Origin of the sequence: Blautia sp. 1033sp1_1033st1_G9_1033SCRN_220408 (assembly GCF_040929965.1) — a bacterium.
GTDB classification, from domain to species: domain Bacteria; phylum Bacillota; class Clostridia; order Lachnospirales; family Lachnospiraceae; genus Blautia_A; species Blautia_A ammoniilytica.
In genome coordinates this window covers 102,187-117,942 of the sequence record NZ_JBFKZO010000004.1, presented here as the reverse complement: position 1 = coordinate 117,942, position 15,756 = coordinate 102,187, and the positions used below count along the sequence as shown (strand labels likewise).

11 protein-coding genes and 1 other annotated feature are annotated in these 15,756 nt (G+C 43.9%); of the genes, 1 reads left to right on the top strand and 10 read right to left on the bottom strand.

Annotation, left to right across the window (positions count from 1 at the left end; translation table 11 throughout):
- Nucleotides 1-17 precede the first annotated feature (17 nt).
- From rpsG to AB5916_RS04730, 10 genes are all read right to left on the bottom strand, one after another.
- On the bottom strand, nucleotides 18-488 hold the full coding sequence (rpsG, locus tag AB5916_RS04775) for a 30S ribosomal protein S7 (RefSeq protein ID WP_173727505.1): 471 nt from the start codon (nucleotides 486-488) through the stop codon (nucleotides 18-20).
- A 157-nt stretch (nucleotides 489-645) separates the two neighbouring features.
- On the bottom strand, nucleotides 646-1,065 hold the full coding sequence (gene rpsL / locus AB5916_RS04770; protein ID WP_158421488.1) for a 30S ribosomal protein S12: 420 nt from the start codon (nucleotides 1,063-1,065) through the stop codon (nucleotides 646-648).
- 212 nt (nucleotides 1,066-1,277) lie between these two features.
- Nucleotides 1,278-2,519, bottom strand: coding sequence for a hypothetical protein (locus AB5916_RS04765; protein ID WP_368189491.1), 1,242 nt, complete (start codon nucleotides 2,517-2,519; stop codon nucleotides 1,278-1,280).
- A gap of 41 nt (nucleotides 2,520-2,560) precedes the next feature.
- Nucleotides 2,561-3,373, bottom strand: coding sequence for a PP2C family serine/threonine-protein phosphatase (locus AB5916_RS04760; protein ID WP_368189490.1), 813 nt, complete (start codon nucleotides 3,371-3,373; stop codon nucleotides 2,561-2,563).
- Between the two features lie 55 nt (nucleotides 3,374-3,428).
- The gene (locus AB5916_RS04755; RefSeq protein WP_368189487.1) at nucleotides 3,429-5,015 is read right to left on the bottom strand and encodes a serine/threonine protein kinase; all 1,587 of its coding nucleotides are present in this window, start codon (nucleotides 5,013-5,015) and stop codon (nucleotides 3,429-3,431) included.
- A 186-nt stretch (nucleotides 5,016-5,201) separates the two neighbouring features.
- Nucleotides 5,202-8,915 carry a DNA-directed RNA polymerase subunit beta' gene (gene rpoC, locus AB5916_RS04750; protein WP_158421484.1) on the bottom strand — a complete coding sequence of 1,238 codons (3,714 nt, stop codon included), beginning with the start codon at nucleotides 8,913-8,915 and terminating at the stop codon, nucleotides 5,202-5,204.
- 16 nt (nucleotides 8,916-8,931) lie between these two features.
- The gene (locus tag AB5916_RS04745; protein ID WP_173727495.1) at nucleotides 8,932-12,786 is read right to left on the bottom strand and encodes a DNA-directed RNA polymerase subunit beta; all 3,855 of its coding nucleotides are present in this window, start codon (nucleotides 12,784-12,786) and stop codon (nucleotides 8,932-8,934) included.
- A 301-nt stretch (nucleotides 12,787-13,087) separates the two neighbouring features.
- Complete coding sequence (rplL, locus tag AB5916_RS04740) at nucleotides 13,088-13,459, bottom strand: 50S ribosomal protein L7/L12 (RefSeq protein ID WP_158421682.1); 372 nt, start codon at nucleotides 13,457-13,459, stop codon at nucleotides 13,088-13,090.
- Nucleotides 13,460-13,535: 76 nt separating this feature from the next.
- Complete coding sequence (rplJ, locus tag AB5916_RS04735; protein WP_294529641.1) at nucleotides 13,536-14,078, bottom strand: 50S ribosomal protein L10; 543 nt, start codon at nucleotides 14,076-14,078, stop codon at nucleotides 13,536-13,538.
- A 90-nt stretch (nucleotides 14,079-14,168) separates the two neighbouring features.
- Nucleotides 14,169-14,303: a sequence feature (ribosomal protein L10 leader region), on the bottom strand.
- A gap of 82 nt (nucleotides 14,304-14,385) precedes the next feature.
- On the bottom strand, nucleotides 14,386-14,568 hold the full coding sequence (locus AB5916_RS04730) for a DUF6472 family protein (RefSeq protein ID WP_158421680.1): 183 nt from the start codon (nucleotides 14,566-14,568) through the stop codon (nucleotides 14,386-14,388).
- A gap of 118 nt (nucleotides 14,569-14,686) precedes the next feature.
- Here AB5916_RS04730 and AB5916_RS04725 point away from each other — a divergent pair, with 118 nt between their 5' ends.
- Nucleotides 14,687-15,742, top strand: coding sequence for an FAD:protein FMN transferase (locus AB5916_RS04725; protein WP_368189485.1), 1,056 nt, complete (start codon nucleotides 14,687-14,689; stop codon nucleotides 15,740-15,742).
- Nucleotides 15,743-15,756 lie beyond the last annotated feature (14 nt).

The following is a 15,756-nucleotide window of genomic DNA, read 5'->3' as shown; positions in this document are numbered from 1 at the left end:
TGGATTTTCCTCCTCGATTAGAAGCGATAGTGAGCAAATGCTTTATTTGCCTCAGCCATCTTGTGCATGTCTTCTTTCTTCTTAACAGATGCGCCTGTGTTGTTCATTGCATCTAAAAGCTCGTTAGCCAGTCTTTCCTCCATTGTCTTCTCGCCTCTCTTGCGGGAATATGTGGTCAGCCAGCGAAGAGCCAGAGCCTGACGTCTGTCAGCTCTTACCTCGATCGGCACCTGATAAGTAGCACCACCGATACGTCTTGCTTTTACTTCCAGAAGGGGCATGATATTGTTCATAGCCTCCTCAAATACTTCAATTGCTGGTTTGCCAGCTTTTTCTTCGATTCTGGTGAATGCACCGTATACGATCTTCTGAGCAACACCTTTCTTACCATCTAACATAATGTTATTGATAAGCTTTGTTACCACTTTGTTATTGTATACCGGATCAGCCAGAACGTCTCTTTTCTGAGTATGTCCTTTACGTGGCACGTTACTTCCCTCCTTAATCAATAGATTATCTCATCGGTACTCACGCAGTAAACTATTGCATGTTCGCACTGGTAATGGTCCTATATTTAACCCGCAACCGACAGGGTATATGGAATACCGTACAAATATCTATAGTTTCCGCAATTATACGGATGAATTATTTTTTAACCTTAGGTCTCTTAGCTCCGTATTTGGAACGAGCCTGTTTTCTGTTAGCGACACCTGCTGTATCCAGTGTACCTCTGATGATATGGTATCTGGTACCAGGTAAGTCCTTAACCCTTCCACCACGGATCAGTACAACACTATGCTCCTGAAGGTTATGTCCCTCTCCTGGAATATAGCTTGTTACTTCGATACCGTTGGAAAGACGAACTCTGGCGATCTTTCTAAGAGCTGAGTTAGGCTTCTTAGGAGTAGCTGTCTTAACAGCTGTACAAACGCCACGTTTCTGCGGTGCAGACTGCTCAACTGCTTTCTTTCTTAAAGAGTTGAATGTCTTCTGCAGAGCCGGTGCTGTAGATTTCTTTACAGTGGTCTGACGACCTTTTCTTACTAACTGGTTGAATGTTGGCATTCCATTTCACCTCCCGATTTATTTCTCCATGCTTAACATGGGGCCTTGCGGTTGCTATTATCTTTTGACATGCAAAAAAAATATGCTTTATTTCGCACGCTTTTTGATTATATCCTGTAAAGATTAGACTGTCAAGGCATTTTACATGTTTTTTCTTGTTTTTTACAGGCACCTCACATGTTTTCTTGTTTTTATTTTCAACCTTTTTATTTTCACGATAATGCCCCCATACTATTCTCCTCTGTCCCCTCGTAGGATTTCTCCCATATCTCAGAGAACACTGCCAGAGGACAGTCTGTCAGCATACACATCAAAAGAAAACATTCATAAGGATTGACTATGTATATATCACTCATACCGCATTTTTCCAGAAGCTTCTGACCTTCTTCAATAAAATGATGATAGCGCTTATAAGGATCTTCATCTTGCATTTTCTGAGAAATTATGAAAAACTCCAAAGTTAGAAGATCAAATCTTTCTACCGGAAATTTGTGATTCAGGATGTTTGTGATCCTCTGCCTGCTGAAACGCTTTTGGCTGAAATGCTTTGCCAAAATGGAAGCAGACATTTTTTTCAGATTCCCCATTTTGTTGATAGGAATCCCATTACAGATCACCTTTTCCAGATCTGAAGGTGTAATATTCTCTGCTGTCCATCTTCTGTGCCTGCCTTTTTCATCTTCATCCTTCTGATACAGATCAGCAATGACCTGCTTTGCCTGTTCCAGGAGTCTCATAAATTCCTGAAATGCCTGACTCTTCTCAGATCTGGGGTCTACCCAGCCAGCTTTCAGTCCTGCCAGATATTCCATCAGTTTTTCCTCTGTATCGATCATCAGGCCGCCCCCACAAGCAGCTGTATCATTTTGTATTGCAGCCGGCACCAGTTCTTTGTATTTTTCTTTATATTCCTGTGCCTTTGCATACAGGTAATGATGAGTATAGCAATACCAGTAGATCACCTCTTCCGGATTTGAAAAATCAAAATCCTGCTCCCGCAGCACACGGGTAAGGAAATCCGACACATCTCCTGCACTCATCCGCAGGCCGAATCCTAAAAGGAATACAGTATCACGTTTCACAGATGCCTGTGTCAGCCAGTTATTTATAAGAGCCGGCAGCTTTGTTGATGTGGGGTTCATTGACTTAGGTGTACAGGTTTCTTTAAATGATTCTAATGCAATCTCCCTGTAAACCTCCTGTGGAACCTGTGCAAAAGGCTCTTCCAGCCCTGCCCGCTCATAAATATATCTTTTCAGATGATCTCCAAAGGATACCAATTCCATCTCTTTATAAAGATAATGAAAGATTACCTCCGTATCCTTTTCTTCAAAACTATCCAATTCAACCACCTGACGAAACCTCTGGGCTGCCTTCCTTGTAAATTCAAAATCCTTAACTGTATCAAATACAACGGTCTGTTCAAAATCCAAATCCTTCATCCGATTATTCATGATCAAACACCTTCTTTATTTAAATGCTCCCTGACATTTCCCTACAGCCGCAATACTTTCTTTAATCTTTCCCTTATGGGTTCTTTTGCCTTTCTTTCATGAACCTGACAGAGAATCACAGTTGCATTATCTCTGCCGCCCTTTTCAAGTGCAAGCTTCATCAGATCATGGACTGTATCTGATGCATTCTTTTTCCTGTTCAGGATTGCCTGGATCTCCACTTCTGTAAGCATATCCGAGATTCCGTCCGAGCACAGCATGATCCTGGTATCCGGCTGACAATCAATCTCTGCCACAGAAGGCTGGATCACCATATGGTCCTCAGGAATCCCAAGATACTGAGTAAGAGGAGCTTTTCCGAAAAGCCCGTTCCCCTGAACATGGTCGGTAGACATCCTGAAAAAGGCTCCATTTCTTTCCTGATAGATCCGGCTGTCACCTACATTACACATATACAGCTTCTGTCCGGCAAAAACAGCCATTGCCAAAGTTGTTCCCATCGTACTGATACGGTTCTTTGCAGCATAACTGCACACAGCCCGGTTCATTTCCCTGCATGCTTCCTGTACAAACTCTTCTGCCCGATGTTTCAGCTTTGCTCTGTTCCTTTGATAGTAACTGCCCAGCCTTTCTGCTGCCAGCTTTGCTGCTACTTCTCCGCAGCTTTCACCACCCATGCCATCAAAAAGAGCCAGTACAGGAAATGTCCGGCTGGAACACCTTTCTTCGGATATTTCTCCGGATCCATCATTTATTTCAGGAAGCATGTGCCCACAGCACCAGAAATTGTCCTCATTATTGCTGCGTACCTTTCCCCTGTGACAAGCATAAGCATACTCAATATCGTAATTCATTCTATAGTCCTTCGTAACTGTAAGGGTACTGAACAGTTACAATCCTTCTTTTATTCTATTCGTCAAACTGCTCCAGAGAATTTTTCCAGTATTTTTCTCCCCGCTTATTGTACTCTGTACTGTCGGTTTCTTTGTCATGAACGATCCCATCAGCATCAATCCAGCGAATCAGCTTGCCTCTTCTGTCATAATAGTATAATTCCTGCTTGCTATCTGTCCAAATATATGCAAAAAACAGACGTTCATCCCAGTAATAATATTCTTCATAAACACCATCATCAGACATCTCTGGATAGATCAAAGTCTTTACCAGCTTGTTATTCTGATCATAATATCTTAATCTTTCACCTTTTTTCCCTACTTCCTGGCAGTCCGGAAGCTCATTGACGATTTCGGAAGCCTGCTGTTTTATAGTCTCAATAGCAGTGGAAAAATCATCAACCTGCGCTGTATGTGTATCGTTTTCCTCCAGGATGCTTACTACCTGGTTGGATTTGCGTAAAGGAAGATTCTCTTCAAGCATGCTTCTTACATATAAAATCGTTATTATACAAGCTGCCAGTGCAATCCCGGTAGCCAGTACACTCCACAAAGCGGGTCTTCGTTTCACTTCGTCTGGCCCTGATTTGATCTTATCAAATAGTTTAGAATGCTTTTTCACAGGCTTGGACCGTTCGCTTTCCACTGCCGGCTTTTCTTTTGGTTTCTTTTCCAAATCTGTCTCCATACGTCCATGCAGCAGATCATCCATTGCATGATAAAACTCCTCAGGTGTCTGATACCGTTCTTCCGGGCGATATGCACAGGCCTTCAGAATAATAGCGGAAAAAGCCTGGTCAGCATGAACTGGCGGAATCAATTCTTCTCCTGACATCCGCTTCGCCAGGGCATTTTCTTTGTCCCTGTACGTGATCAGCTGCTTCTCCCTGCTTAGAAATGGCAGTCTGCCATCATTCATCAGCTTATACAGTACAATTCCCAAAGAATAAATATCTACTCGCCGGTCATACGGCTCGCCTCTGTACATCTCAGGAGCCATGTAGGAATAGGTACCCTTCTTGGACATGTTGCTCATAGAACGCTCCAGCTCCCTGGCAATACCAAAATCACCCAGCTTAAAATCGCCAAAATACGATACAAATATATTCTCTGGCTTAATATCCCGATGTATAATATTCAACTGCCTGCAGTAATGTAAAGCCTTTGCCAGATCGCACCCCAGCTTCAATACTTCATTCTGGGTAAGAGCCTTACCTGCACAATACTCAGTGAAGCTGATCAGATATTCCATTCTAATATAAATATCCCAGCCGATCTCATCAAGATATTCCACAACTTTATAATCTTCAACGGAAACAATATGGGAATTCCCCCTGAAACATTCCATGGTGCTTACTTCTTGAATACATTCATCCACAAGATTCTGAAAGTATTCCCGTACTGAATCATCGCCGGATATTTCTTCCCGGATACTGTTCAGTTCATCTGGGCTTCCAGGTATAGTAATGATCTTGATTGCAGAATAAAAAGGCCTTCCCTGTTCTGTTCTTTCTGCTTTGTAAACTCTGCCGAAGGATCCTTCCCCGATTTTTTCGATAATCTTCCATTCTGGCCATACAGAAGCTGGCAATTCCTTATCCATGGATTTCCTCCTTTCCGAATCTTTTTCTTTACAGTATTATACTAGAATTACATCACAAAAGATAGCATTCCCTGTATTTTCCTATTAAAAGCTGCAGTCAGCGTACAGATACGAAAAGGCCACAGTCCGGATTTGCTCCGAACCGCAGCCTTTAGTTATCTTATGGATTTCACTCTTTGCTGAAATTTATTCTTCTGTATCCTCTTCAGGAATTTCATCTTCCCCCAGATCCTCAGAAGCATCCTCCGGCTCGTCGTCGATCTCAACTTCTTCCATGTCATCTAGAATCGGAAGATCATCCTCATCCTCATCAATGGCAAAATCCTCTTCTGTTTCCTCTGGCATGCCTGTATCAAGTTCTACATCACTATAGCACTTCATACCGGTTCCGGCAGGAATCAGCTTACCGATGATTACGTTCTCTTTAAGACCGATCAAATGGTCAACCTTACCTTTGATGGCAGCCTCAGTAAGAACTTTGGTGGTCTCCTGGAAGGATGCAGCTGACAGGAAGGAATCTGTAGCAAGAGAAGCCTTGGTAATACCAAGCATGCCCTGCTTTCCGGTAGCCGGACGAAGTCCTTCTGCCTCCAGCTTCTCATTGACTTCTTCGTATTCCAAATAGTCAACCAATGTACCTGGCAGGAATTCACTGTCACCATTATCTTCGATACGGATTTTCTTCAGCATCTGATGAACAATAACCTCAATATGCTTATCGTTGATCTCAACACCCTGGAGACGATATACACGCTGAACCTCACGAAGCATATAATCCTGAACAGCACGAACACCCTTGATACGAAGGATATCATGTGGATTCACGCTACCTTCTGTAAGTTCATCACCGGCCTCCATAACCTGTCCGTCCACGATCTTGATGCGTGATCCATATGGAATCAGATAAGTTTTGGAATCACCGTTCTCCGGATCTGTTACGATAATCTCTCGTTTCTTCTTGGTATCATTAATAGTGGCAATACCCTTGATCTCAGTGATAACAGCAAGACCCTTTGGCTTTCTCGCCTCAAAAAGCTCCTCCACACGAGGAAGACCCTGTGTGATATCACCACCGGCAACACCACCGGTATGGAATGTACGCATGGTAAGCTGTGTACCAGGCTCACCAATGGACTGAGCAGCAATAATACCAATAGACTCACCAACCTGTACAGGCTCGCCTGTAGCCATGTTGGCACCATAACACTTGGCACATACACCAACTTTACATTTACATGTAAGGATAGTACGGATCTTAACCTGCTCAACAGCTCCGCCGGTAATATTATCCACGCCTTCCTTCATGATACGTGCCGCACGTCTCGGTGTGATCATATGGTTCGCTTTAACCAGAACCTCACCGTCTTTATTCTTAATCGTCTCGCAGGAAAAACGTCCTGTGATACGATCCTGAAGGCTTTCGATCTCTTCTTTGCCATCCATAAAGCCTTTCACATACATACCGGAAATCTCTGATCGATTCTCGCAGCAGTCCATCTCACGAACGATCAGATCCTGTGAAACATCTACCAGACGTCTGGTCAGGTATCCGGAATCGGCGGTACGGAGGGCTGTATCAGACAGACCTTTACGTGCTCCATGTGCAGACATGAAGTACTCCAGTACGTCAAGACCTTCACGGAAGTTGGACTTGATAGGAAGCTCGATAGTATGACCGGTTGTATCTGCCATCAGGCCTCGCATGCCGGCAAGCTGTTTGATCTGTTTATCGGAACCACGGGCTCCGGAGTCAGCCATCATGAAGATATTGTTGTATTTATCAAGTCCTGTCAGCAGTGCATGAGTCAGCTCATCATCTGTCTTCTTCCAGGTGTCTACAACTTCTTTGTAACGCTCTTCTTCTGTGATCAAACCACGCTTATAGTTCTTTGTGATCAGATCCACGGTATCCTGAGCCTGTTTGATCATCTCAGGTTTCTGAGGCGGCACAGTCATATCTGAAATAGATACTGTCATGGCTGCTCGTGTAGAGAACTTGTAACCCATAGCCTTAATGGAATCAAGTACCTCTGCTGTTTTTGTTGCTCCATGTGTATTGATAACTTTTTCAAGAATCTGCTTCAGCTGCTTTTTACCAACAAGGAAGTCTACCTCAAGAACAAGCTCATTGCCAGGAATGCTTCGATCAACAAATCCCAGATCCTGTGGAAGGATCTCATTAAAGAGGAAACGTCCTAACGTGGATTCTACATTACTGCTGATCACTGTACCATCCGGCATTTCTTTGCTGCAGCGTACACTGATCTTGGTCTGCAGCTTGATTGCTTTATTCTCATAAGCAAGGATTGCTTCGTTAACGCTCTTGAAGAATTTACCTTCACCAATACTTCCCGGTCTTTCCTGTGTCAGATAGTAAATACCAAGAACCATATCCTGAGAAGGTACTGCTACAGGGCCTCCATCAGACGGTTTCAGAAGGTTGTTTGGTGAAAGCAGCAGGAAACGGCACTCAGCCTGAGCTTCCTGGGAAAGCGGAAGATGGACAGCCATCTGGTCACCATCGAAGTCCGCATTAAATGCAGTACAAACCAGCGGATGAAGCTTGATTGCCTTACCTTCAACAAGGATCGGCTCAAACGCCTGGATACCCAGACGATGCAGTGTAGGTGCGCGGTTCAGCATAACCGGATGTTCTTTGATAACGTCCTCAAGCACATCCCAAACAGCCGGCTCAAGCTTCTCTACCATCTTCTTAGCATTTTTAATGTTATGGGAGGTTCCGTTGGCAACAAGTTCTTTCATTACGAATGGCTTGAACAACTCGATTGCCATCTCCTTAGGCAGACCACACTGATAAATCTTCAGTTCCGGTCCTACAACGATAACGGAACGTCCGGAATAGTCAACACGTTTACCAAGAAGGTTCTGACGGAAACGTCCGGATTTACCTTTCAGCATATCGGAAAGAGATTTCAGGGCTCTGTTGCCAGGTCCTGTTACCGGACGGCCTCTACGTCCGTTATCGATCAGCGCATCTACAGCTTCCTGGAGCATACGCTTCTCATTGCGGACGATAATATCCGGAGCGCCAAGCTCCAGCAGTCTTTTCAGACGGTTGTTACGGTTAATAATACGTCTGTACAGATCATTCAGGTCGGAAGTAGCAAATCGTCCTCCGTCCAGCTGTACCATAGGACGAAGATCCGGCGGAATAACCGGGACCACGGTCAGGATCATCCACTCCGGACGGTTGCCGGACTCTCTGAAGGACTCAACAACCTCCAGACGTTTGATGATACGTGCTCTCTTCTGACCAGTCGCATCCACCAGTTCAGCCTTTAATTCTGCAGAATCCTTCTCAAGATCAATAGCTTCAAGAAGTTCTTTGATGGACTCGGCACCCATACCTACACGGAAGCCACTTCCATAGCTTTCCCTTGCTTCCTGATACTCTCTCTCTGTAAGGATTTGCTTGTACTGAAGTCCGGACTCAGCCGGATCCAGTACAATATAGTTTGCAAAGTAAAGAACTTTCTCCAATGTTCTTGGTGAAAGATCCAGGATCAGTCCCATGCGGGACGGAATCCCTTTAAAATACCAGATATGGGAAACCGGCGCTGCCAGTTCAATGTGTCCCATACGCTCCCTGCGGACAGAGGCTTTTGTTACTTCTACACCACAACGGTCGCACACAACACCTTTATAACGGATTTTCTTGTATTTTCCGCAATGGCACTCCCAGTCTTTGCTGGGTCCGAAAATCCTTTCGCAGAAAAGTCCGTCTTTTTCAGGCTTCAGTGTTCTATAGTTGATGGTCTCAGGTTTTAAAACCTCGCCTCTTGACCACTCTCTGATTTTCTCAGGGGACGCCAGTCCTATCTTAATGGCATCGAAAGTCATTGGCTGATATGTTTCATTGGTATTAGTTGCTTCTGCCATGTATTCTTTCCCCTTTCTATTCTTCGTCATTATCGAAGGTTTCTTCTAACTCTTCGTAATCTTCTTCCTCGTCCTCATCTACATCAACAAGCTCATCACCGTCGAATTCCTGTTTGGTGTAGCCATGTTTTGCAAATGATTCATGATCCCGATGTCCCCGGGAATCTCCTTCAATAACAGCACGAAGATCTGTTTCTCCGTAATCTACACTCTCCATGATCTCCACTTCAGTTTGGTCATCACGAAGAACCCGCACATCCAGTGCCAGGGACTGAAGCTCTTTAAGAAGTACCTTGAAGGATTCCGGAATACCCGGCTCAGGGATATTATCCCCCTTAATAATAGCTTCATAGGTCTTCACACGGCCTACAACATCATCAGACTTCACTGTAAGGATCTCCTGCAGTGTGTAAGATGCGCCGTATGCCTCCAGTGCCCATACCTCCATCTCTCCGAAACGCTGTCCACCGAACTGAGCTTTACCACCCAACGGCTGCTGTGTAACTAAGGAGTATGGACCAGTAGAACGTGCATGGATCTTATCATCAACCAGATGATGCAGCTTCAGATAATGCATGTGGCCAATGGTAGTCGGACCGTCAAACGGTTCTCCTGTACGTCCGTCACGAAGCTGTACCTTACCATCTCTGGAAATAGGAACACCCTTCCAAAGAGCTCTGTGCTCTTTATTCTCATCCAGATACTGCATAACATCCGGAGCAAGTATATCTTTGTATTTCTCACGGAACTCCTCAAAATCCTCTGTATTTACATAGTCATTTGCAAGTTCCAGTGTATCCTGGATATCATTCTCGTTTGCGCCATCAAATACCGGTGTTGCAATATTAAATCCAAGAGCCTTTGCAGCAAGGCTAAGGTGAATCTCAAGGACCTGTCCGATATTCATACGGGAAGGCACACCCAGAGGATTTAACACGATGTCCAGAGGACGTCCGTTAGGAAGGAATGGCATGTCCTCCACTGGAAGAACCCTGGAAACAACACCCTTGTTACCATGACGTCCGGCCATCTTATCACCAACAGAGATCTTTCTCTTCTGGGCAATATAAATACGGACAGCTTCATTAACACCTGGAGACAGCTCATCGCCATTCTCTCTTGTAAATACCTTTGCATCCACTACGATACCATACTCACCGTGCGGCACCTTAAGGGATGTATCACGAACCTCTCTTGCCTTCTCACCAAAGATGGCGCGGAGAAGTCTCTCTTCTGCTGTAAGTTCAGTTTCTCCCTTAGGAGTTACCTTACCTACCAGAATATCACCAGCACGTACTTCTGCTCCGATACGGATGATACCACGCTCATCCAGATCTTTAAGAGCATCATCACCAACACCAGGGACATCTCTTGTGATCTCTTCCGGTCCTAACTTGGTATCACGTGCTTCTGCTTCGTATTCCTCAATATGAACAGATGTATAAACATCATTCTGTACAAGCTTTTCGCTTAAAAGAACAGCATCCTCATAGTTATAACCTTCCCAGGTCATAAATCCGATCAGCGGGTTCTTACCAAGAGCAAGCTCACCATTGGATGTGGATGGACCATCAGCGATCACATCACCTGCCTCCACGTGCTCGCCCTGATTTACGATTGGGCGCTGATTGTAGCAGTTGCTCTGGTTACTTCTCTGGAATTTTGTAAGATGATAATCATCTTTTGTTCCATCATCATTCTTAATTGTAATATCTGTAGATGTAGAGCGAAGAACAGTACCTGCTTTCTTAGCAAGAATACATACACCGGAGTCTACAGCTGTCTTGGTCTCCATACCAGTACCAACAACCGGTGCTTCTGTAGTAAGAAGCGGTACGGCCTGACGCTGCATGTTGGATCCCATCAGCGCACGGTTGGCATCATCATTCTGAAGGAACGGAATCAGGGCTGTAGCCACAGAAAATACCATCTTCGGGGATACATCCATATAGTCAAACATCTGGCGCTCATACTCCTGAGTTTCTTCACGGAAACGACCTGAAACATTCTTACGAACAAAATGTCCATCCGCATCCAAAGCCTCATTCGCCTGTGCCACATGATAATTATCTTCTTCATCTGCGGTCATATAAACAACTTCATCTGTAACCCGCGGATTCTTAGGATCTGTCTTATCAATCTTACGGTACGGAGCTTCAACAAAGCCGTACTGATTGATCCTTGCATAAGATGCAAGGGAGTTGATCAGACCAATGTTCGGACCCTCTGGAGTCTCGATAGGGCACATTCTTCCGTAATGGGAATAATGTACATCTCGCACCTCAAATCCGGCTCTGTCTCGTGACAGACCGCCTGGTCCCAACGCAGAAAGACGTCTCTTATGAGTCAACTCACCAAGAGGGTTATTCTGATCCATAAACTGGGACAACTGGGAAGATCCAAAGAATTCTTTAACAGCTGCAGTTACAGGCTTGATGTTGATCAGAGACTGGGGAGAAATACTCTCTGTATCCTGCGTGGTCATTCTCTCACGAACCACTCTCTCCAGTCTGGAAAGACCGATACGGTACTGATTCTGAAGAAGTTCGCCTACTGCACGGATACGGCGGTTGCCCAGATGATCGATATCATCATCATTACCCAGACCGTACTCAAGATGCATGTTATAGTTAATAGAAGCAAAAATATCTTCTCTTGTGATATGTTTTGGAATCAGATCATGGATATCCCTGTGGATCGCTGCCTTTATTTCCTCAAGAGTGTCATTTTCTTCCAGGATTTTCTGAAGCACAGGGTAATATACTAACTCTGTAACACCCAGTTCTTCCTTTGGATCCTGAATCTCAGGCAGATAATGGCGGATATCCACCATCAAGCTGGAAAGGACTTTGATCCTGCGGTCTTCTTCCCCAAGGATCCACACATAAGGAACTGCTGCGTTCTGGATCTCATCTGCCAGTTCTCTTGTAACAACAGTACCGGCTTCTGCAATGATCTCTCCGGTAGACTCTTCTACCACATCATCTGCCAGCTTATGTCCTACAATTCTCTTATTGAAATGAAGCTTTTTGTTGAATTTATAACGTCCAACCTTTGCCAGATCATATCTTCTCGGGTCAAAGAACATTGCCCCGATCAGGCTCTCTGCACTCTCTACTGCCAGAGGCTCACCTGGACGGATCTTCTTATATAATTCAAGCAGACCTTCCTGGTAATTGGTGGAAGTATCTTTTGTAAAGCTGGCCAGGATCTTAGGCTCCTCACCAAACAGTTCTACAATCTCTGCATTTGTACCAACACCTAATGCACGGATCAGGACTGTGATCGGTACCTTTCTGGTCCTGTCAACACGAACATAGAACACATCGTTGGAATCAGTCTCATATTCCAGCCATGCGCCTCGGTTAGGAATAACGGTTGATGAAAACAGCCTTTTACCAACTTTATCGTGAGCAATTGCATAATAGATTCCAGGGGAACGTACTAACTGGCTTACGATAACTCGCTCGGCTCCGTTGATTACAAAGGTGCCTGTAGCTGTCATCAACGGTAAATCTCCCATGAAAATCTCGTGTTCGTTGATTTCTTCTGTTTCTTTGTTAATCAGTCTCACTCGAACCTTCAAAGGTGCGGCATAAGTCACATCACGTTCTTTACACTGTTCGATGGAATATTTCGCATCCTTCTCATCAAATGTAAAATCGATGAACTCAAGGCTGAGCTTTCCGCCGTAATCTGCGATCGGAGAAATGTCATCAAAGACTTCCTTCAATCCTTCGTCGAGAAACCACTGGTAAGAATCTTTCTGGACTTCAATCAGGTTTGGCATTTCCAGGACTTCTTTTTGTCTCTGGTAGCTCATTCGCATGCTTTTTCCAGTTTTTACAGAACGAATTCTGTTTTTTTCCATTGACGTTTCACCCCTGTTTTTATTTTTTATTACAATCTAAGCCTTCTTTGCCTATCCTCCTATCAGAAATCTGTATATGAGTTTCTGACCAGATTTCGAGGGCAGAGTAGGCATATCATGCCATAATATAGCATTCTTCACTATATCACAACGAAAAAAGGCTGTCAACCAATTTTCTCATTTTTTTCGTTTTTTATATTATTTCCAGCTTTACCCAGTCTATTCCCTGTTTGCAGGCAAAAAAAGAACCCCCGCAAACACCTGCGAAGCAAGCATTTGCGGGGGGCATAAAAGGCAAAAATTATTTAAGAGTAACTTTAGCGCCTTCTGCCTCAAGTTTAGCCTTGATATCCTCAGCCTCTGCTTTGGAAGCACCCTCTTTAACTGCTTTCGGAGCGCCATCAACAACAGCCTTAGCCTCTTTCAGGCCTAAACCTGTTACTTCACGAACAACTTTGATAACTTTAACTTTGTTCGGGCCAACTTCTGTCAGCTCTACGTCAAACTCATCTTTCTCCTCAGCTGCCTCTGCCTGTCCTGCTGCTGCAACAACAACACCTGCTGCTGCGGATACGCCGAACTCTTCTTCACAAGCTTTTACTAAATCATTTAACTCTAATACGGATAATTCTTTGATTGCCGCAATAAATTCTTCAGTTGTTAACTTTGCCATTTCAATTACCTCCATTTTATAATTTTATTAATAATGAATTTTCCCTCTATAGGGGATCATGATATAACCGGCCAGGTTATTCTGCTGCCGGTGCCTCAGCCTCAGCTGCTTCTTCTGCAGCAGGTGCTGCGCTCTCTCCGCCTGCTTCTGCAATCTGCTTAAGCACACGAGCGAAGTTTGTGATCGGAGACTGGATGCTTCCAAGAAGTTTTCCAAGAAGTTCGTCTCTGGAAGGAACCTGGGACAGTGCCTGAATTCCTGCCTGATCATTGTAGTTGCCTTCAACAATACCAGCTACTAACTCAAGAGCCGGATACTGTTTTGCATATTTTGCAAGAATTCTTGCAGGAGCAGTTGCATCTGTATCAGAGATAGCCAGAGCATTTGTTCCATGTAAATGCTGAATCAGATCCTCGCATGCAGTACCTTCAAATGCACGATGCATCATAGTGTTCTTGTAAACCTTGTACTGTACACCAGACTCTCTTAACTCTTTACGTAAAACTGTATCCTGCTCAACAGTAAGACCACTGTAGTTAACCAGAACTACTGCCTGTGCGTCTTTAATGCTGTCAGAAATTTCATTTACGATTGGTTGTTTCAGTTCTACTTTTGCCATGAAATGGTACACCTCCTTATAGATTTTGATATACCGCCGTCACAATGAGACTCTACCCGGAGGGTTTTTATTACCAGAAAGCACATGCTTTCCTGCAATATAAAAACCTTACTGCATGACAGTAAGGTTCCAGTAATCTCTTATAAGAATACTTATTCCTCGGTAGGCGTTTTAAACCTTATGCCATACGGCACCTACTGTCTTCGGCAGCGTTCTAAAGAACAATATCATCTTTTTCCAGATATGTCAATACCTTAATTAAAATTTTTTGCATCTCCCGTTACTTCTGTACCTTATCCGGATACTTTTACATCTGTTTTCGCACTACCCGGTATTCGTCCCCCATTTTAAAATAAGGACATTGTCTGAAATTTCCTGTAATAAAATGTGCCATCTCATCTTCATCCAGATTCACTTCACATGTATAGCACTCATAATCCTCATCATAAGAATAGTTTACACAATACTCACAATTAGTTCCTTTTTCCATCGTAATCTCCCCTTAAAACTTATTTTATTTCCTGCTGTGCCTGGCCTTCTTTTTCTGGTATACTTTCCTTATGCAGGAAGGTACACCAAAATATCCTGCAGGAAAGAAACGATTTTATATGAACAGACATTTTTCTTATATTATTCTTTTGCTGTTGTGCACTGTCTTTTTATCCGGATGTAAAAATACAGACAGTTCCCTGCAAAATTCCCAAGATACCTCCCAGCCCCTTCAGGAAACCTCCCTGAAGCTGAACACGGTTGTTACCATTACAATTTATGATTCACAGGATCAGACCCTTCTGGATCATTCCATGGCACTTTGTGACAAATACGAAAAAATATTCAGCCGTACACTTGAAACAAGTGAGCTTTATCAATTGAATCACCGTAAGCTTTCACATGTGGATGGCATGGAAAATTCCTACCAGATATCCCAGCCCCTTGCCGATCTGATTGCCATCGGCCTTTCCTATTCAGAAGCTACCCAAGGTGCCTTTGACATTGCCATTGCACCTCTTACATCTCTTTGGAATTTTACAGCTGAAAATCCGATTCCACCTGAATACAGTGCCATTCACACTGCCCTTTCTTCCTGTGGCTATCAGCATGTAAATCTGCAGGATCGGATCATTACCTTTGATTCTCCTGATATCCAGATTGATCTGGGTGCTGTAGCAAAGGGATACATTGCTGACCGTATTAAAGAGTATCTTGTATCCCAAGGTGTAGAAAGCGGGATCATTAACCTGGGCGGAAATGTACTTTGCATAGGAAAAAAGCCTGACAGAACTCCTTTCAAAATAGGCATCCAAAAGCCTTTTGCAGATCGCAATGAAACAGAAGCCATTATGGATATCACGAATAAGTCTGTAGTATCTTCCGGTATTTATGAACGCTGTTTCCAATACAATGGCAAATCTTACCATCATATCCTGAATCCTAAAACAGGCTATCCATACCAGAACGGCTTGATTTCCGTTACTATTGTCTGTGATCAGTCCGTGATGGGCGATGCTTTAAGTACCAGTTGTTTTGCCCTTGGATTAGAAGATGGGCTTACCTATGCAGAATCCCTGGACAATGTTCAGGCAGTGTTTATCACAGACGATTATGAAATGCATTATACCAAAGGCTTCCAAAAAGAAATCCCTGTTACAGACACAAAAAACTGATTTTCCTGCCTGTT

What these genes read in the sequence shown, in the direction of transcription:
- AB5916_RS04765 (WP_368189491.1), bottom strand. Translation starts at nt 2,519, where the DNA reads ATGAATAATCGGATGAAGGATTTGGATTTTGAACAGACCGTTGTATTT.
- rpoC (WP_158421484.1), bottom strand. Translation starts at nt 8,915, where the DNA reads ATGGCAGAAGCAACTAATACCAATGAAACATATCAGCCAATGACTTTC.
- AB5916_RS04730 (WP_158421680.1), bottom strand. Translation starts at nt 14,568, where the DNA reads ATGGAAAAAGGAACTAATTGTGAGTATTGTGTAAACTATTCTTATGAT.
- rplJ (WP_294529641.1), bottom strand. Translation starts at nt 14,078, where the DNA reads ATGGCAAAAGTAGAACTGAAACAACCAATCGTAAATGAAATTTCTGAC.
- AB5916_RS04725 (WP_368189485.1), top strand. Translation starts at nt 14,687, where the DNA reads ATGAACAGACATTTTTCTTATATTATTCTTTTGCTGTTGTGCACTGTC.
- AB5916_RS04760 (WP_368189490.1), bottom strand. Translation starts at nt 3,373, where the DNA reads ATGAATTACGATATTGAGTATGCTTATGCTTGTCACAGGGGAAAGGTA.
- rplL (WP_158421682.1), bottom strand. Translation starts at nt 13,459, where the DNA reads ATGGCAAAGTTAACAACTGAAGAATTTATTGCGGCAATCAAAGAATTA.
- AB5916_RS04745 (WP_173727495.1), bottom strand. Translation starts at nt 12,786, where the DNA reads ATGGAAAAAAACAGAATTCGTTCTGTAAAAACTGGAAAAAGCATGCGA.
- rpsL (WP_158421488.1), bottom strand. Translation starts at nt 1,065, where the DNA reads ATGCCAACATTCAACCAGTTAGTAAGAAAAGGTCGTCAGACCACTGTA.
- AB5916_RS04755 (WP_368189487.1), bottom strand. Translation starts at nt 5,015, where the DNA reads ATGGATAAGGAATTGCCAGCTTCTGTATGGCCAGAATGGAAGATTATC.